The following is a 16,429-nucleotide window of genomic DNA, read 5'->3' on the forward strand; positions in this document are numbered from 1 at the left end:
TGTTTTTGTGAGAGACCACCGTTGTCGGGTGTAAATACTTTTGAATAGAATCGGAACTCGCCTTTGCCTTTATAGAAGGGCTCCCGGTCGTCGAGGATCTGAATATTTTGGAGCGTTATTTTTATGCGTTGTCCCTTCTGATGTGTGGTGGGATCATTCCATTGTAAGGGCTCATCGGATGGTCGTTCTTCATTGGCAAGCGCCACCAGGCCTTTCGCCCTGGCCCTCGTGAATTCAACTTGTTTCTGTAAGACGGGGAACCAGCGGTTGTCTTTGGGTATGAGACTCAGCCGGCGATGAAAGAGTTCGAGCCAATTTCTTTCCTGGTGCGCAATTTCAAAAGCCTTTTCCACCTGGATATTCAATTGAAACCCGCCCAGGGTCCTGGCTTCATCGGTGCGCATCTGCAATACATCTACTTTAAAGCGCTGGCCCTTTTTTATTCCCTTGGGCAACTGCACGGTGATCAAACCCGCGATATTGTCGCCATAAAATGGAGGCACGGGCAGGTACGTTATTTCATCAACCAAAAGCCGGAGTGTGTTTTCATTGACGATCAGAACCGTTCCTGGGGCATGTCGGAGATTGCGGTAGTTGAAAATTTCAGTCACCGGCACACCGGGGATATATACATCGACGATCGAATTTTTTGGAAGGTTGTTCCAGAAAAAAACCAGTTCGTCAAGACCTGTTCCGGCTTTCCACTGGACGGCATCGAATTGCCATTTTTCCCTGGCTTCCAGCGCCTCGTGAAGCGCGTGCATCTTTTTCTCCAGGAGTTCCGGGAACTGCGCAATCCACCCCGTTTCCAGGTGGTGCATATGGTCCTGGCCCATCCCTCCCTCGGCCGGTGATGCGGGCATGACCTGTACCTTGCAGCAATTTGCTTCCGGGTTGAGGTGTTTGTTTTCGACGTGTCCAATTCATGATCATGTGTACCGTGATCCATGTCGTCGTCAATTTCATGCTCACACTTTCTCTTCCGGGCAAGATCGATGTTGAACAAATGCTGTACCGTTCTCGTGATCTCATCACCGGGATTCGCTGTCTGCACAATCAGCAGGTTTCTTTGTGACAAATTATCAGAAGTGCCCGGCGTTGCACCGTTTACGGTAGGATCACCGGTGTAAACAACCTCTACGATCATGCACTGGTGATTACCCAACAGCAGGTTTCGGATGGAGAACAGCGTTCCGCCAAAGCCACCGTCGCCAGTATACGTATTGGGAAAACGGTTGGTGCTTTGGTTGATGTCCAGGTATGCACCGAAGAAACTAACATCGTCGCCTCCTCCGAAGGGGCCGAAATTGAAAAGATTGGCCGGATCGGACTGGGTATTCATATCCGTCGACACGGAGACTCTTGGTTCAGCAAAAAATGGAATGGATGCCAATTCGTTGGTGCTGGTGCGTCCCAGCAATCCGATGCCGCTGGCGGCTGTACGATACGCTAGTGTATTATCAAATTCTACATTGGCGGTTCCCCACCGGAAAAGCCTGAACGTAGCCCGGACGCCGGTTGCGCCCGTAACGCTTTGGCACTGCATTTTTGCAAGGGCAAAATTGTAGTAGGTGATCCCATTCACGGTAGTGGAGTATTCCAGTGCAGACGCCGCCTCATCCTGCGTAAGCGCATCAAAAGTTTCTCCTCCCGCAGTTCCGTGGCCGGTGCGAAGGTTGGCGATCACCTGCTGGATAAAGGCATTTGGATCGGTCCATCCCGCAGCCACTCCAAACTTCGTCTGTCCCTGCTGTATTTTGAATACCCTGGTATCGACGCTTAACCATGACGTTGGGCCGTCCAGCATATAAGGGTTGGCATTTATCTGCAAGCGAACTCTCTTTGAATCGTCCACCACGCGGTTCCCGCAACGATCGGTGGCAGTGACCACGAGTTTCAGATCTTTTAAATCACCGGCGACCATTCCTGCAAATAAGGTGGTGGCCGCAGGAAAAATCACCTGGCACGTATACGTGATGCGTTGAGGGATGGCCGGATGCAAACCGGGACTTTCGGAGTTGATTGAGGTAATGCTAACCTGGATGTCTGTGGCGGGAACAGGAGTGCCCATCAAGTCCTGAAATTCGATCAACGGTTGATGGGCAACGTCCGTGTAAATGCCCGCACCGTACACGGGAGGGGCAATGAGATTTTTTAGTTGAGGTTCTACTTCCGCCGGCCAAACAATCGTGGCGGCCCTGCTGGTGCGGTCCTGGAGAATAACATAAAAGGAATCGTCAAAAACACTTTGACCACCACTGGCCACCGCATCGACCTGGTCTTTGCTAAAAGAACTGCGATTCAGATATGTGGTAATTTCAGGAGCTTGTTTTTCCTGGATGAGAGGTAATTCAATCACTTTTTCAAAATCAAATCCATCAATGCGGGTATACGCCGATCCGGCAGGAAGATTCGGAACAAAAGCTTCAAGAAGAGTGATCGATGTATTCGAATTTATGGTGGCAATGGCTCTTACTTGTCCGTTGGCCCGCAGCAGATCGCCTTGATTAAACTGGTTAAAAGAAGTGCCTGTTCCGGTGACCGTGATACCGCTGCTGGATAGAGTACCCGCAGCAGATGCAATACTGCCGTTTGCCTGTTGATCGCAGGAAAGATGGGCCGTTATCCGAATCACGCTGTTTTTAAAACCCGTCGCCGTTGGCGAAAACAAGAGGTTGTCCTGAATGAAGGGACCTTCGCCCGAAATATCCAGCGTGCCGGCAGAACCGTCAAACACAAACTGTTCTATGCGATCGACATTCTGTTGCGCGGTGGTGATTGTAAGGTTGCGCGTAATAGAGATGACCGGTGTGTTACTCACATTCTCCCGGATCACATCACACGTGATCTTCAAATTCAAAGAACGGCCGAAGGGATCCGTCCTGACATTTACTTTCAGGTTAAGCGTTCCTTGTCCATTGGCGAGATTTATTCCTGAAATAGCATTGGACGGTTCGACCGTGTCTGTATTTGTATTCAGATCACGAAGAATCGTAAGCACTTGCGGGCTAGGAAAAGTAGCATTCGTAGATAATACAAAATCAAGGGCATTGAAATCAGGCCTGCGTTTGCTCCACAGATCATCGATGAAACCGTGCCATGCAAAAAATCGGGGAACGTGATTGTTGGTAACGGCATCGATCAGGTCGCCGTTCAGGATATGTCCTTCCGCATGGTAACCTGTGTCCATCCACTCTGTGATACCATCGTCTAATAGAACATTGATTTGAGTGAATTGATTATTATCCAGCGCAAATAACTGCCCCATCAATCCGAGGTTTGGGAATTCATGGAGATCGCCATTCCAGAGGGTGTTATGAACGGGGCTGAAATTAACCGGCGGATTCGTTGACGACGCAGCCCAGTCTACCAGTGGGTTCCCCGAGGTATCGGCTTCCACACCAGCGGGTGGAAGACCGCCACCCCCGGTGTCGTGTGCACAGCAGTTGTGCGATTGAACGGCCTCTTGATTTGTCCGCGCCAGCCAGCGGTCGAAGAGTTCCAAATGATCTCTATGGAATGCAAAAAATTCTGCCCCCACCTGGGTGCGACTGATTTCTTTTTTTCCAATGTGTTGCCCAACGCTTGTTTTAAAATAAGGTGTAGGCGTCGTCCAACCGCTTCCAATCGGCCCGCTGGGATGCCAGACGTGGTGGACCATGTAAAAAATATCCGTAAAATCTTTTTCAGAAAGTACAATGCCATCTTTGTCATACACGGCGGAAACAGGAAGCACAGGTTCTCCAAGCAATCTTTTTCTCAGGTCGCTGACCCATTTCATGAAAGCCCAATACCGGTGACTATATGGCGTCTTTACTTCATCCTGGTTCATCTCCGTACCACCAAAGTAGTGCCTTGTTTCTTTATAATAATTTCGCACGGCGTTTCCCAGATCGTCTAATGTCCACCCGGCAGGAAATGCACCTCCACTCAACGTAACAGGCAATATGGGCCCCTCCGGCAAACCCATGCCCGGATACATATCCAGTCCATTCCACGGACGGACCGGCGGCAGGAAATATTTACTGCGCCATTCTTCATAGCTGGCAAGCATGTAGTCAAGGTGATGCGACAGGAACTGCTGCCCGGTGACCGTGGTCGTTCCCAGGTTTGGTATAAATTGAAGCGTCCATCGCAAATGGTTTAGTCCACTCGATGGAAGGTGAGCTGATGCACCCAATTCAGCGCTGCCCATGTCGCCATAAATAAGCTCGTTGACGAAGGGGATTGAATTTGCTGCCATGATCTTTAGTTTTTAGAATGATAAATACTGGAGGATGTTTTGTCTATTGAGGCAAAGGGCCTGCAAATCAACGCATACGGTTCAGGGTGAAATTTGGGATTGACGTCGGTTTCTTTACCTGTCTTAAAATTGGATCAACGCGTTCTTCAGTCTTATGAATTTCAACAACAGGATGAAGACGTCTACTACCCACGCGGTGAGCCGCTCAGATCTCTCAACGGGCCAAAGCGCAACCGGAAACGGTCGCATAAAATATGAATCTCAAACTCCAGGTGGACGGATCAGGGGAGCGAGTAGTGACAAACGAATGTAGCGAACCTGATCAAGGCATTCAATACCAGAGAATTGGGACATGTCCGCCGCAAAAGGAAATATTTCAAATTATTTTAGTTGACTTAGTCAACTAAAATAATCTATCTTCGTTTCATGAATAACAAGCCCATCGAAGAATTTCGCTCCTTCAACCGTTTTTATACGGCGGTGATCGGGCTGCTCGACAACCATATCCTGAACAGTAATTATACACTGGTGGAGGCCCGGATCATGTATGAACTCTATCACGGCAAGAACCAAACGGCCAGTGATCTCATTCACACACTATCCATCGATAAAGGATACCTCAGCAGGGTGCTGCGGCAATTTGAAAAAAGGAAGTTTATAAATCGACAGCGCTCTGCTGAAGATACGCGCGTCATTTTTCTGAATCTCACCGCCGAGGGGAAGAAGGAATTTCAACAGCTGGACAAAGCCTCCAACGACCAGGTGAAGTCGATCCTAAAGGAGCTTTCGGAAAAAGATCTTGCGCTGCTATTGGGCAGCATGGCTGAAATTAAAAGAATATTAACATCAAAATAAATCCGCTATGAGAGGGAAAATTACCCTGGACGAAGTGTCGATCCGCACAACCCTTCGGCCCGGCGATCTGGGCTATATCATCCACCGGCATGGTAAACTCTATGGCGACGAATACGGATATGGCGTGTCGTTTGAGTCCTATGTAGCCGGGGGACTGCATGAATTTTATAAAGGTTATGATCCGTCCAGGGACCGAGTGTGGATTGCGGAACACGATCAACGCATCGTCGGGTTTCTTCTGCTCATGCATCGCGACAATAAGGTGGCACAGCTTCGTTACTTTTATCTGGAAGCCGATTACCGGGGCATTGGCCTTGGCAAGAAGATGATGTCGCTGTATATGGATTTCCTGCGGGCATGCCGCTACACGGCTTCTTACTTATGGACGACGCATGAACTATCTGCCGCGGCGTCCCTTTACAAGCGGGAAGGATTTAAATTGACGGAAGAAAAAGAGTCCACAGCTTTCGGCAAGGTTCTTAAAGAACAGCGCTACGATCTTGTGACAGCGGATTGAATATAATTAGGGTCGATAAAACGAAGGCGTCCTATCATAACATAACGATCATGGTGGAAAGACACTGGAAGGGAATTGCGATCCGGGAAATGGCTGGCGATTATATTCAGCATCTCCAGAACGAGACGCTTCCCGGATTAAAAGCGATTCCCGGATTTAAGGGCTTCTCGATCCTTAGCCAGGAGACAAAAGAAGGCATAGCGTTTTTGATCATCACGCGATGGGAGAAACTGGAATCTATTCAGCAGTTTGCCGGAATGCATTACGAGGAGGCGGTCGTTCCCGACGTCGTCAAGGCCATGATGATCCGGTATGACCTTCGGGCGGAGCACTATGTCGTGCAATGGGAGGAGACGTTTTAGTCTACCAACGGAGAATCAAAATAACTTCTTGATCTTAAACGTGAGCATGAAGATAAAAAACACCAGGATCGCGAGAAAATGAATCCCTGAAATAACAACGTGTGCAACCCAGAGCCATCCTACGGGCGCCTCGATCAATGCATAAACCGAGCAACCCGCTACCAAAGCCTCAAAGACCACCACCAACATCTCACGAAATTCCATAATATGCTGTTGGATCCGGATTTGTTTTTGCGTCCAGTACAACAGCAGGGATACACTTACCGCTAAATTCAGATAAACGATGATGCCAAAGCTGGAAGAAGCCAATCCCACGATCAGGACGATGGCATGAATCAAAACGACCATGGCCACCGCTGCGCAGACCTGCTTGTCGGTAGTACTCATGCGTCGATCGGTGCCAGGTTCAGACTAGACTTCAAAGGGAAGAGCATATTCTTTGCTCACCGGCTGGGAGCTGCGCGACTTCACTTCCACGCGTGCCTTGAGCGGGGAGCCAAGGACAAGATAGTTTTTGACGTACTGATCTTCGTGTACCATCCAACTGTAGTCCTCCAGCAACATTTCCCGAAGACCAGCCTTGGTGGCTTTGTACGCCAGCCGCTCCACAAGCAAGGGTTCGTAGTTTACCGTGTAGCCCATGTAGCATACCTGGATTCCGGGTTTGGATTCGTTACCCATCTCGGTGCAGGCAATGACGTTGATGGTGATCGCCGAACCGTCTTCCAGGTCTTTCACTTTCCACTCCTCGATTGTTGTTTTTTCGTTGGCCATGTTTTAGGGATAAAAGTTTGCAGAGCGTGTGATTGGAACCAGCTTCCCCTGCCTGAACGCAGGAAGGGGATTATAGTTGTCGCTCATTAAAATTAGTTCAAATGCCTGAACTCCTTTGGGGACTTCCCCGATTTTGATTTGAAGATCTTTGTAAAATGGGAGGGATGCTCAAACCCAAGTTCATAGGCAATCTCACTGATCGATTTGTCCGAACTCCACAACAGCGATTTGGCTCTCTCTACCAACTGCAGATGGATGTGCTCCTGTGTTGTTTTTCCGGTATATCTTTTCAGTAGATCCGATAAATAACTTGGCGACAGATTCAATTCGGAGGCAAAGTATTTTACATCCGGTAAGCCTACTTCCATGAGGGAGTCCTGGGCGAAGTAGTTCAGCAGCGAGCGCTCGAATTGTTGTACGATGTCGTTGCTCACTTTTGCGCGGGTAATGAATTGCCGGTCGTAGAACCGGTCGCAATAGTTGAGTAGGAGTTCGATGTTATTTAAGATGAGTCCCTGCGAATGTTTGTCGATATTTTGAGAGTATTCCTTTTTTATTTTTTCTGCACAATCCCTCAGCGTCGCCCGTTCTTCGTCGGATACGTGCAACGCCTCGTTCACGTCGTAGTGAAAGAACGAGTATTGATGGATCTTTCTTCCCAGGTCTGTGCGGTGTAACAAATCGGCGTGGAAGAACAAACCCCACCCCTCGTTATACGAAACGTGACGCGCTGTGGAAATGGCCTGACCGGGGGCGGTAAACACCATGGTGCCCTCGTCGAAGTCGTAATAGGATTTCCCATATTTCATGGAGCCTTTCAGTTGCTTGAGGTACACCGAATAAAATCCGATCCGGTACGCCGTTTCCTCTTCGCGAAAGTTTTCCCGGCTGATTTCTTTCAGGTCGATGAACGACACCAGCGGGTGCCTGGGACTGGCGCAACCGTAGAGTTTGTGCAGGTCCGAGATGGTGGCTATATCGACAAAGGTATTGGGCATGATCGTCAAGGATAAATATACAGAAATATAAGATTCAACCCGGGATGCAATTTCGAAGATTACACACGGAGGATGCGACCGTTGATGATCCCCAGCAAAGCCCGCTCATAGGCCTTCGCTACTTTCCAGGCATCTACCGGGATGAACCCTGGAAAATAAGGGTGATACGACGGGGACTCCGTGAGCACGGTGGGGCTGATGCAATTGATGCGTATGCCGCGCGGCAGCTCGTGCGACGCGGCTTTCACAAAGCCTTCCACACCTCCGTTCACCACCGTGCCGAGGGTGCCTCCCGCGATCGGCTCGTCCGTCAACACACCCGACACCAAGGCGAACGAGCCCTTGTCGGAAATGTAGGGAAGCGCAGCACGCACAATATTGATCTGTCCCATCAATTTATGACCGAGTGCAAAAGCAAAGTTCTCATCGGTCAATTGTTCGAAGGGCCCGGCCACCACATCGCCGGCGGCATTGGCCACGGCATCGAAGGTGCCGATGGATTTGAACAAAGCATCCAGGCTTTCTTTCTGCTGAATGTCTGCCCGGTAGCCGCCCGAGGAGCGCGAGACGCGAACAACTTCGTGACCGCCTTCCTCCAACGCCTTCGCCACCGCTTTTCCGATCGTGCCGCTCGCACCGATAACCACTATTTTCCGTTTCATAATTTTTCTTTTGGGAAGTTTTGAACATCACAAATACATGCCGCCGGAAACTTCGATGCGTTGCCCGTTCACCCACTTGGCATCTTCTGAACATAAAAAGGCAACTACACCGCCAATGTCATCGGCCTGACCGATGCGGGGAAGGGCTGTGATGGATTTTATGTACTCCTGAACCTGTGGTGTCTCTCTCAATCGTCCGCCGTTAAAGTCGGTGGCAATCGCACCGGGTGCTACGATGTTGGCCCGGATGAAACGGGAGCCCAGTTCTTTGGCCATGTACTTGGTCAGTGTTTCCACGGCCGACTTCATGCTGGCGTAAGCTCCGCTTCCTGGGTAACTGAAACGCGTCAGCCCGCTGGATATGTTGACGATGGCGCCGCCATCATTGAGGTAGGGGAGGGCTTTTTGGGTTAAGAAGAACACGCCCTTGAGATGAACATTCATGAGCTCATCAAATTGTTCTTCTGTGGTAGCGGCCAGCGACGGCACCGAGATGCCATGCCCGGCGTTGTTGATCAAAAAATCAAAACGCTCCGTACCAAATGTTTTTTTCAAAGTGGCTTGCAACGCTGCAAAAAAAGTGTCGAAGCCGGACACGGTTCCAGCATTCAGTTGCAACGCTGCGGCGCGCTGACCCCGTTGTTCGATCTCGGCCACGACCTGGAGCGCTTCGTCTTTTTTAGAGTTATAAGTAACGATCACGTCGTTGCCTTTTCTGGCCAGGTTCAGGGCCATGTCTTTTCCCAGTCCACGGCTTCCGCCAGTGACTAAAGCGATTTTCTTTTGTGTTGTGTTCATATTTGCGTTCATTGGTTATGACATCACAAAATTGATCACAAAGCCACAAAGCGATTTATACGTTTTCGGGCATTCCTTATACTTTTAACAGCTTTGCTCCGGAAGTCCCTTCATCAGGTTTTGATTGGGGAGGGTGCCAGACAGGGAGATTAGCTTTGAATGGCCACAGAAAGCTCTCCTGCTTTTTCCATCACATCCCTATGTGCAAGCCCCCATTGCTCCAGTTGTTTCCAGACCGGCGCCAGCTGCCGGGCGCTCTCCGACAAATGGTACTCCACCCGGGCCGGCACTTCCGCATGGACGGTCCGGATCACCAGACCGCTCTTTTCCAGTTCCTGCAGATGCAAAGTGAGCATGCGATCGGACACGTTTGGCAGGCGTTTCTTCAGCTCGCTAAAGCGCAACGTCCTGCCTTCGAGTTTGTATAAAATGAGCAGCTTCCATCGGCCACCCAAAATGTCGACGGCATAGACCATGCCGCAGAAATCGATCAGCGTTTCGCGGTTGATGGTATTGGTGGAGGTTGGTTTGCGTTTTCCCATGGCTTTATTTTTTTGCGCTTACATTTTTGTGTGCTCCGCACAATGCGCTGTGCACTGTCCATGTAAACCCACACTGCGATAATTTTGTTCGGCCCATTAAAAAAACAGGGTCTCTTATGAAAATATTGATCGTCCTGGCACATCCCGAGCCTCAAAGTATGAACGCCACCATGTTTACTACCGCGATTGAAACGCTCACGGCGGCCGGTCACGAAGTGAAAACTTCCGACCTGTATGCTATGCGTTTTAATCCCGTATCCGATCAAAGCAATTTCACAAGACTTCAGAATGCGGCATTCTTTAAACAGCAGTTGGAAGAAGTGCATGCCACTGAGACCGTCGGCTTTGCTGCAGACATTGAACGTGAACAACAGAAAGTAGAGTGGTGCGATCTGATGATCTGGCAATTTCCGCTGTGGTGGTTTAGCGTGCCCGGCATCCTCAAGGGTTGGGTTGATCGCGTTTTTGCCATGGGACGTTTCTATGGGGAGGGAAGGCTCTACGAACAAGGTGTGTTCAAGACTAAAAAAGCCCTGCTTTCTCTAACCACCGGGGGTCGTGAGGAAGCTTACCGTGAGGATGGACTTCAGGGTGATATTCAGAACATTCTCAAACCCATCCACCGCGGCATGCTGCGGTTCACGGGGTTCAGTGTCTTGCGGCCACAGATCATTTATGGACCGGCACGACAATCGCCCGCCATGCGCGAGCGGGAACTTGATCAATGGAGGAGCAGGCTGGCGGAGGTGTTCAATGAATCACCGGTAGAAGTGGGGACGTATTGACGCGGGATGCCTGCCTTTTGCAAAGTGGAGCTACTCCCGCTTCAACACCTCGGCAGGATTTGACCGCGCCACCTTGAAGGTCTGTGAACCGACCATCAGGAACGCAATGGCCATGACGGATAGAAAACCGATCAGCATCTCCGGCCATCCGATCGGATCGTGATATACGAAGTTGGCCAACACCACCTTGTCGAAGAACAGATAAGTAATGGGAAGAGCAATGCCGGCAGCGATGCTGAGCAGCAGGATAAACCCTTTGCTGAGCAGGACGATCAATTTGCCCTCGCTTGCACCCAGCACTTTGCGTATGCTGATCTCTTTCAGACGCGTCTCGGTCGTGAACACCACCATTCCAAACAAGCCCATCGACGAAATACAAACGGCAAGAAACGCCAGGAAACCGATCACCTTCAACATCATGGAGAACGCGCTGTAGGCCTGCTCGATCTGGTCATCATAAAATTTTGCGTCCAGGGGATGAACCTTGTCCACTTTTCGCCAAGCCTCTTCGATGCGCGCACGGGTGGCCGGCAAGTCGTGGCTGTTGATCTTTACGTTCACGAAACCGTAGTTCGTATTCGCAAAATAGCGGAAGGCCATGGGCTCGATATTGTCTTCCACCGTCTCATAATGAAAATCCTTTACCACGCCCACGATCGTCAATTTCTTTCCGTCAATCGTAACTTCTTCACCGATGGCTTTGGCCGGATCGCTGTTCGCAATGTTGAATCGTTTCAGGAGACGCTCATTTACAATGGTCTCACTCTCCGTGGCACCCTCCTGTTTTGGTGTAAAATTTTTTCCCGCCAGAAGCGTGTGGCGATGAAGCGGCAAATAGTGTTCGTCGATAATATTCAGCCATACGCCAGCAGAGTCGTTCGTTTTTTCATACTTCATGGGCAACCCATAGATATGACCCAGGCTCATTACGATGAGCGACTGCGAAGCCCCTTCCACTTCAGGGAGCTCCTTCAATTCTTTTATGACTGCGTTGGCGCTGTTTCCCTGAAGGTTGATGTTCAGGATATTCTCGGTTGTGAACCCTAAATCGAAGGCCAGAAAACTGCTGTATTGTTTGTAACCCACCAGGGTTGAGGTGATGAAGATCAAGGAAAAAAAGTATTGCACCACGATCAATCCCTTGCGCAGGTTCACGTGGCGAAAGAGTTTCAGCGTCGATGCGTCCTTTAATACTTTGTTGGGATTGATCCGCGAGAATAGCAGCGCAGGAATAATGCCGGCCGCGATACCCACGGCGATGGCGAATGCAATAAAGCTGAGAACAATTCCGGGAGTAAGCTTTAGTACGGCAAGGTTTTCAAGAAAACTATGGAGTGAAATGAATTGCGTGCGCAAAAACAGGAACAAAAGAAACGAGACCACCAGGGCCATCAACGAAATGATCACAGATTCCATAAGGAACTGTCCCATCACATGACCTTTTCCGGCACCGATGATCTTGCGAATGCCCACTTCACGTGAACGCCTGAACGCGCGCGCCACCGACAGGTTTGTGTAGTTGAAACACGCGGAGAGGATCACCACGGCGGCGAGCCCTGCCAATATCCATATCGCTGCTGAATTCATGACCGGTCCGATCTGGTTGACCAGTTTTTTTCCGATCGCAATATCAGCCAGGGGCTGTAGCGAAAGGGAGATCTTTGAATCCACCAGACCTCTATTTTCAGCAGCGCTTATCTTATCGAGGCTGGTTTGTAGAACGGAAGGGTCGCTGTCTTTTTGGAGAACCAGGTAAACATAATTCATGTATAGGCTGCCCCAACTCATAAAACCTCCATCCGTATCCGGCTTTTGCAATTCCACAGTAGAAAAGGAAGCGAGCGACTCAAACCGCAGGTGCGACAGTTTGGGAATATCTTTCATCACACCGGTAATAACATAATTGAGCGTATCCACTTTAACAGATCTGCCCAGCACATCGGTCACGCCGAATATTTTCTTTGCCGACTGCTCTGTCAACACCAAGGAGTAGGGCTCTTTCAGGACCGTGGCGGGGTCGCCGTATAACAGGGGAAAGGTAAAGACCTTAAAGAAAGATGCGTCGGCCCATAAGCCGCTGATGGGCAAAGTTGCCGGGCCCGCCGTCACATCACCACCAAATCCCCGGCGAAGAAGGGTGAGCGCCTCGATGCCTGATAGCGTCTCGTCGATCTTTTTTCCCGCCACCACCGATGTTGAGGCGCAAACCATCGATCCGTTGGTGGTGATCACGCGGTATATCCTGTCCCGCTTTTCATGAAAGCTGTCATACGACATCAGGTCGGAAATGAAAACGATCACCACCAAACCCACCGACATGCTCACGGCAAGCCCGGCAATGTTGATAGCAGAGAATAATTTGTGCCGCACAATACTACGGCCCGAGGTTTTGATGTAGCTGCCGATCATAATCCACTGTATTAAAAGATCTACGAAATTTGGTTTACGAACCGTATACGACCTGAAAAACTTGAAAACATCGATGACGTAAATCAGCCTGGCCCTCCCTATCCCCTTTGATCTCGCATGCCGCTGAAAATATTCATTGAGATCTCCTTCCAGATCCTCTACGATCTCAGCCCGGCAATACCAATGAAGCAATCGCGTTGCCCAACGCGGTGGACGTATATCACCCCGCTTCATGACGCCCCTATTTTTAAAGCGCTATCCAAAATAATAAGCACCATTTGTATTAATTACGTAAATGTATGTAAAATGGTTGGATGCACGACGATCTGACCAAGCCAGTGCTGTGACCCGTCCTGAAAACTGACTACTAACTACTGAATGCCGAGAACAAGCTCCTGGCTCCCGGCTCCTGGATTCTGGCTCCTGAAAAAACGACCAATCACTCTAATCCCCCTCTGCTTTAAATATCCCTCCACCTTCCCAACACCCGCCGTGTGTTTTTTCACACATCGCCCACCCCAATCCTCCTTCAACGGTTGCAATAAAAATTATTCCCCCGTCAGCATATCATCCCATGTTTTTCGATCAAGATTCCTTTAAATTCATGTGGAACCTGAAAAACCCTATTTCCACCTATGAAAACGCGTTACGGCATTGTCTTCCTGATCCCACTACTTTCCATTCTTATTCTGCTCACCCGTTGTGCTGGTAAAAAAGTCCAGGCCGAAGCCATGGAGTCTGCGGCCGCACCGCTTCCTCACCCGTTCGATCCCCTCGGCGAAAGCGAGATCAGGACCGTGAAGCAAGTCTTGCTCGCGGAAAAGAAAATAGACAGCACGTATCGCTTCTTTGTCATCAATCTGAAAGAGCCGGCAAAGGCCGACATGCTCAACTACAAACCTGGCGACGCTTTTCAACGACAAGCCTTTGCCGTGTTGTATGATTGGAACACCAACAAGACCTTCGAAGCGGTGATTGACATCACGGCAAAAAAAGTAAAATCGTTCGAGTACATGGCGGGCGTCACAGCCGGTGGAATGGCAGGCGATACATTGGTAGACAAACTGCTCAAAAGCGACCCGGCCTGGATGGAGGGATTGAAAAAACGCAACATCCATCCTGACTCTATTAAGACTTCCTATGTGTTTGCCGGCGAGATGGGCATGGCACCGGCCGATCATCGTGAAATGATCTGCACACCACAATATATCAACAAGAAGTATCACGAGCTTTTGATCGATGGTCTTGTGGCCTATGTGGACCTCACCACGAAAAAGGTTCTCAAAGTTTTGGATGATGGGGGCAAGGGATATTACAAACCCGAAGACATCGGCTATTTCAATCCTGCCGTGGATACGGTGGTGGCACCTAAAACAAAACCGTTGCAGATGAGTCAGCCCGAGGGAACAAGCTTTACCATTGAAGGCTACGAAATAAAAAGCAAAAGCTGGACATTCCGTGTCGGCATCGACAACCGCGAGGGGTTGGTCATCCGCGACGCCAAGTTCAACGACAACGGCACACTCCGGCCGGTGCTGTACCGCGCCTCCGTAGCCGAAATGTATGTACCCTATGGATCCACCGACATGACACACGCCGCGTGGAACTACTATGACGTGGGCGCCTACCGCATGGGACAGGGCGATCCCAAAGTGATGAATGGCCTGAAGGCAGGCGCCGATGTGCCGATGAATTCAAAATTCCTGTCCACCTTCTTTCACGACGAACGCGGCGAGCCCATGAAGCTCGACAGCGTGATTGCCGTGTATGAAGAATACGGCGGCCCCATCACGCGCCACGGCCGCTTCTCGCATGAGGCGCGAAATCTCGTCGTCAAATATTTTACACGCGTATGGAACTACGACTATGGATTGAAGTGGATCTTTCACGAAGACGGCACCATCGACCTCAAAGCAGAACTCACGGGCATCGTGGGCATCAAGGGTGTGAACCGCACCAGCGACCTGCCTGGCGGACCTGATGAAACATTCAATGGAAATTATTACGGCACACTCGTAGCGCCTCACGTGGAGGCGGTGAACCACCAGCACTTCTTTTCATTCCGCTTGGATCTGGATGTCGACGGAACCGAGAACCTGGTGGAGGAGATGAACACCGTGGCCGTGCCGCCATCGAAAACAAATCCCTACGGCAATGCCTTTGCCAAACAGATGTCGCTGATCCGGAACGAAGGGGAAGGCCAGCGCAACCTGAACCCGGCCAGCAACCGCCATTGGATGATCGCCGACTCCAAGGCCGTGAATGCATTGGGGCAAATGAAAAGTTATGTGATCATGCCGGGCTCCAACGCCATGCCGTATGCAGGAACCGGCTCGGGCCCGCGAAAAATGGCCGACTTCCTGGAACGCCAGGTATGGGTGACCGCCTACAAAGAAAATGAAACACACCCCGCAGGCGAGTATCCCAACTCAAGAGCCATAAAAGACGGCATCACGCAATGGACCAGCGACAAAGAAGACCTGGTGGGCAAGGATGTCGTGCTCTGGTATAACCTGGGCATCACCCACATCGTGCGACCCGAGGAATGGCCCATCATGAACACGCATACGCTAGGCTTTACGTTGGCGCCTTTCGGATTTTTTGAAAGCAATCCCGTCATCGGAGGCAAACACGCGAAAACAAAAACCACGGTGGTTCAAGGGACAAAGGTGCCCCCGGATGTTTCGCTGTGCGTTCCTTTGCCCGGAGAGAAGGCGCAGCCGGTTCTCGTGAAGCGATAGAAAAATTAAATTTTTCCGACCAACTTCTTTCCGGCGGCTGCATCCAAAAGGATCTCGCAGTTGGGATGAAGCTGCACCACCGAAGCCGGTATATCCGTAGTGACCGGGCCGAGGATGGCTTGCTCAATGATGTCGGCCTTGTGTGCTCCTTTGGCGATCAGGATAAGCTTGCGCGTATACATGATATTTTTTATGCCGCGGGTCAATCCTCCCAACACGGTTTCGGGTGGTACTTGAGTTTCGCGGCGAACGCGTGCTTCAAAGTCGGGATCCATCGGCGACACCCACGTCTCACTTTCAAAGGGAGTGCCGGGCTGGTTTATGCCAATGTGCCCGTTGCTGCCAATGCCCAGCATTTGAAGATCGGCGCCACCGCGTTCGGCAAGCCGCTGTTCGAATAACCGCGCTTCCCGTTCAAAATCATCCGACATCGTCGGAGGCATGATAAAATTTTCGTCGGGGATGCCCAGCGGACCGGCGAGTTGGTTTAGGATCATGGTGTAGCAGCTGCCCGAATATTCGCGGGGAAGATTCGTAAGCTCGTCCACATTGAAAAGCGTGATGCGCGACACATCGAAAGGATATTGTTTATGGATGGCCGAGACTACGGCGTGCATGTTGATGGTGGTTTGTCCCGTGGACAGTCCAATCACCGCGTTGGGCTTCTCCAGCATCTGGGCAATGATGCGCCAGGCGGCGGTGACGTCAAATTGGTGTTCGTCTTTCGTGATCGTGATCTTCAT

The 16,429-nt window shown here is 50.5% G+C and carries 14 protein-coding genes; 5 read left to right on the plus strand and 9 right to left on the minus strand.

The window, feature by feature from the left end; genetic code table 11:
• Window positions 1–607 precede the first annotated feature (607 nt).
• Window positions 608–4,243 carry a hypothetical protein gene (locus tag BUB30_RS30195; RefSeq protein ID WP_073142062.1) on the minus strand — a complete coding sequence of 1,212 codons (3,636 nt, stop codon included), beginning with the start codon at window positions 4,241–4,243 and terminating at the stop codon, window positions 608–610.
• Window positions 4,244–4,669: 426 nt separating this feature from the next.
• On the opposite strand from BUB30_RS30195, the gene BUB30_RS30200 reads away from it, so the two are divergent.
• From BUB30_RS30200 to BUB30_RS30210, 3 genes are read left to right on the plus strand one after another with little or no spacing between them, the layout of a single operon-like run.
• Window positions 4,670–5,098, plus strand: a complete 429-nt coding sequence (locus BUB30_RS30200; protein ID WP_073142064.1) for a MarR family winged helix-turn-helix transcriptional regulator — start codon at window positions 4,670–4,672, stop codon at window positions 5,096–5,098.
• Between the two features lie 7 nt (window positions 5,099–5,105).
• Window positions 5,106–5,615, plus strand: a complete 510-nt coding sequence (locus tag BUB30_RS30205) for a GNAT family N-acetyltransferase (RefSeq protein WP_073142065.1) — start codon at window positions 5,106–5,108, stop codon at window positions 5,613–5,615.
• A gap of 50 nt (window positions 5,616–5,665) precedes the next feature.
• Window positions 5,666–5,977 carry a hypothetical protein gene (locus BUB30_RS30210; RefSeq protein WP_143165148.1) on the plus strand — a complete coding sequence of 104 codons (312 nt, stop codon included), beginning with the start codon at window positions 5,666–5,668 and terminating at the stop codon, window positions 5,975–5,977.
• Between the two features lie 15 nt (window positions 5,978–5,992).
• Here the strand turns inward: BUB30_RS30210 and BUB30_RS30215 are convergent, their stop codons facing one another.
• From BUB30_RS30215 to BUB30_RS30240, 6 genes are all read right to left on the minus strand, one after another.
• Window positions 5,993–6,364 carry a hypothetical protein gene (locus BUB30_RS30215; RefSeq protein ID WP_073142068.1) on the minus strand — a complete coding sequence of 124 codons (372 nt, stop codon included), beginning with the start codon at window positions 6,362–6,364 and terminating at the stop codon, window positions 5,993–5,995.
• A 24-nt stretch (window positions 6,365–6,388) separates the two neighbouring features.
• Entirely contained in the window at window positions 6,389–6,751 is a 363-nt protein-coding gene (locus BUB30_RS30220; protein ID WP_073142070.1) for a hypothetical protein, read from the minus strand.
• A gap of 92 nt (window positions 6,752–6,843) precedes the next feature.
• Window positions 6,844–7,749: a helix-turn-helix domain-containing protein gene (locus tag BUB30_RS30225; RefSeq protein WP_073142072.1), complete on the minus strand. Its 906-nt coding sequence runs from the start codon at window positions 7,747–7,749 to the stop codon at window positions 6,844–6,846.
• Between the two features lie 59 nt (window positions 7,750–7,808).
• Window positions 7,809–8,411, minus strand: a complete 603-nt coding sequence (locus tag BUB30_RS30230; protein ID WP_073142073.1) for a short chain dehydrogenase — start codon at window positions 8,409–8,411, stop codon at window positions 7,809–7,811.
• A 27-nt stretch (window positions 8,412–8,438) separates the two neighbouring features.
• Window positions 8,439–9,209, minus strand: coding sequence for an SDR family NAD(P)-dependent oxidoreductase (locus BUB30_RS30235; RefSeq protein ID WP_073142075.1), 771 nt, complete (start codon window positions 9,207–9,209; stop codon window positions 8,439–8,441).
• 149 nt (window positions 9,210–9,358) lie between these two features.
• On the minus strand, window positions 9,359–9,751 hold the full coding sequence (locus tag BUB30_RS30240; RefSeq protein WP_073142077.1) for a winged helix-turn-helix transcriptional regulator: 393 nt from the start codon (window positions 9,749–9,751) through the stop codon (window positions 9,359–9,361).
• A 116-nt stretch (window positions 9,752–9,867) separates the two neighbouring features.
• Here BUB30_RS30240 and BUB30_RS30245 point away from each other — a divergent pair, with 116 nt between their 5' ends.
• On the plus strand, window positions 9,868–10,536 hold the full coding sequence (locus BUB30_RS30245) for an NAD(P)H-dependent oxidoreductase (protein WP_073142079.1): 669 nt from the start codon (window positions 9,868–9,870) through the stop codon (window positions 10,534–10,536).
• A 30-nt stretch (window positions 10,537–10,566) separates the two neighbouring features.
• Here BUB30_RS30245 and BUB30_RS30250 read toward each other — a convergent pair whose 3' ends face one another.
• The gene (locus tag BUB30_RS30250) at window positions 10,567–13,179 is read right to left on the minus strand and encodes an ABC transporter permease (protein WP_221408821.1); all 2,613 of its coding nucleotides are present in this window, start codon (window positions 13,177–13,179) and stop codon (window positions 10,567–10,569) included.
• 401 nt (window positions 13,180–13,580) lie between these two features.
• Between BUB30_RS30250 and BUB30_RS30255 the strand changes: the two genes are divergently transcribed.
• The gene (locus BUB30_RS30255; RefSeq protein ID WP_073142082.1) at window positions 13,581–15,686 is read left to right on the plus strand and encodes a copper amine oxidase; all 2,106 of its coding nucleotides are present in this window, start codon (window positions 13,581–13,583) and stop codon (window positions 15,684–15,686) included.
• Between the two features lie 5 nt (window positions 15,687–15,691).
• Here BUB30_RS30255 and BUB30_RS30260 read toward each other — a convergent pair whose 3' ends face one another.
• On the minus strand, window positions 15,692–16,429 hold the full coding sequence (locus BUB30_RS30260) for a 6-phosphogluconolactonase (protein WP_073142084.1): 738 nt from the start codon (window positions 16,427–16,429) through the stop codon (window positions 15,692–15,694).

It is taken from the genome of Chryseolinea serpens, from assembly GCF_900129725.1.
GTDB lineage: Bacteria > Bacteroidota > Bacteroidia > Cytophagales > Cyclobacteriaceae > Chryseolinea > Chryseolinea serpens.

Bases quoted from the DNA above. Each gene is read 5' to 3' on its own strand.
- BUB30_RS30195 (WP_073142062.1), bottom strand. From the start codon at position 4,243: ATGGCAGCAAATTCAATCCCCTTCGTCAACGAGCTTATTTATGGCGAC.
- BUB30_RS30200 (WP_073142064.1), top strand. From the start codon at position 4,670: ATGAATAACAAGCCCATCGAAGAATTTCGCTCCTTCAACCGTTTTTAT.
- BUB30_RS30205 (WP_073142065.1), top strand. From the start codon at position 5,106: ATGAGAGGGAAAATTACCCTGGACGAAGTGTCGATCCGCACAACCCTT.
- BUB30_RS30210 (WP_143165148.1), top strand. From the start codon at position 5,666: ATGGTGGAAAGACACTGGAAGGGAATTGCGATCCGGGAAATGGCTGGC.
- BUB30_RS30215 (WP_073142068.1), bottom strand. From the start codon at position 6,364: ATGAGTACTACCGACAAGCAGGTCTGCGCAGCGGTGGCCATGGTCGTT.
- BUB30_RS30220 (WP_073142070.1), bottom strand. From the start codon at position 6,751: ATGGCCAACGAAAAAACAACAATCGAGGAGTGGAAAGTGAAAGACCTG.
- BUB30_RS30225 (WP_073142072.1), bottom strand. From the start codon at position 7,749: ATGCCCAATACCTTTGTCGATATAGCCACCATCTCGGACCTGCACAAA.
- BUB30_RS30230 (WP_073142073.1), bottom strand. From the start codon at position 8,411: ATGAAACGGAAAATAGTGGTTATCGGTGCGAGCGGCACGATCGGAAAA.
- BUB30_RS30235 (WP_073142075.1), bottom strand. From the start codon at position 9,209: ATGAACACAACACAAAAGAAAATCGCTTTAGTCACTGGCGGAAGCCGT.
- BUB30_RS30240 (WP_073142077.1), bottom strand. From the start codon at position 9,751: ATGGGAAAACGCAAACCAACCTCCACCAATACCATCAACCGCGAAACG.
- BUB30_RS30245 (WP_073142079.1), top strand. From the start codon at position 9,868: ATGAAAATATTGATCGTCCTGGCACATCCCGAGCCTCAAAGTATGAAC.
- BUB30_RS30250 (WP_221408821.1), bottom strand. From the start codon at position 13,179: ATGAAGCGGGGTGATATACGTCCACCGCGTTGGGCAACGCGATTGCTT.
- BUB30_RS30255 (WP_073142082.1), top strand. From the start codon at position 13,581: ATGAAAACGCGTTACGGCATTGTCTTCCTGATCCCACTACTTTCCATT.
- BUB30_RS30260 (WP_073142084.1), bottom strand. From the start codon at position 16,429: ATGAAGATCACGATCACGAAAGACGAACACCAATTTGACGTCACCGCC.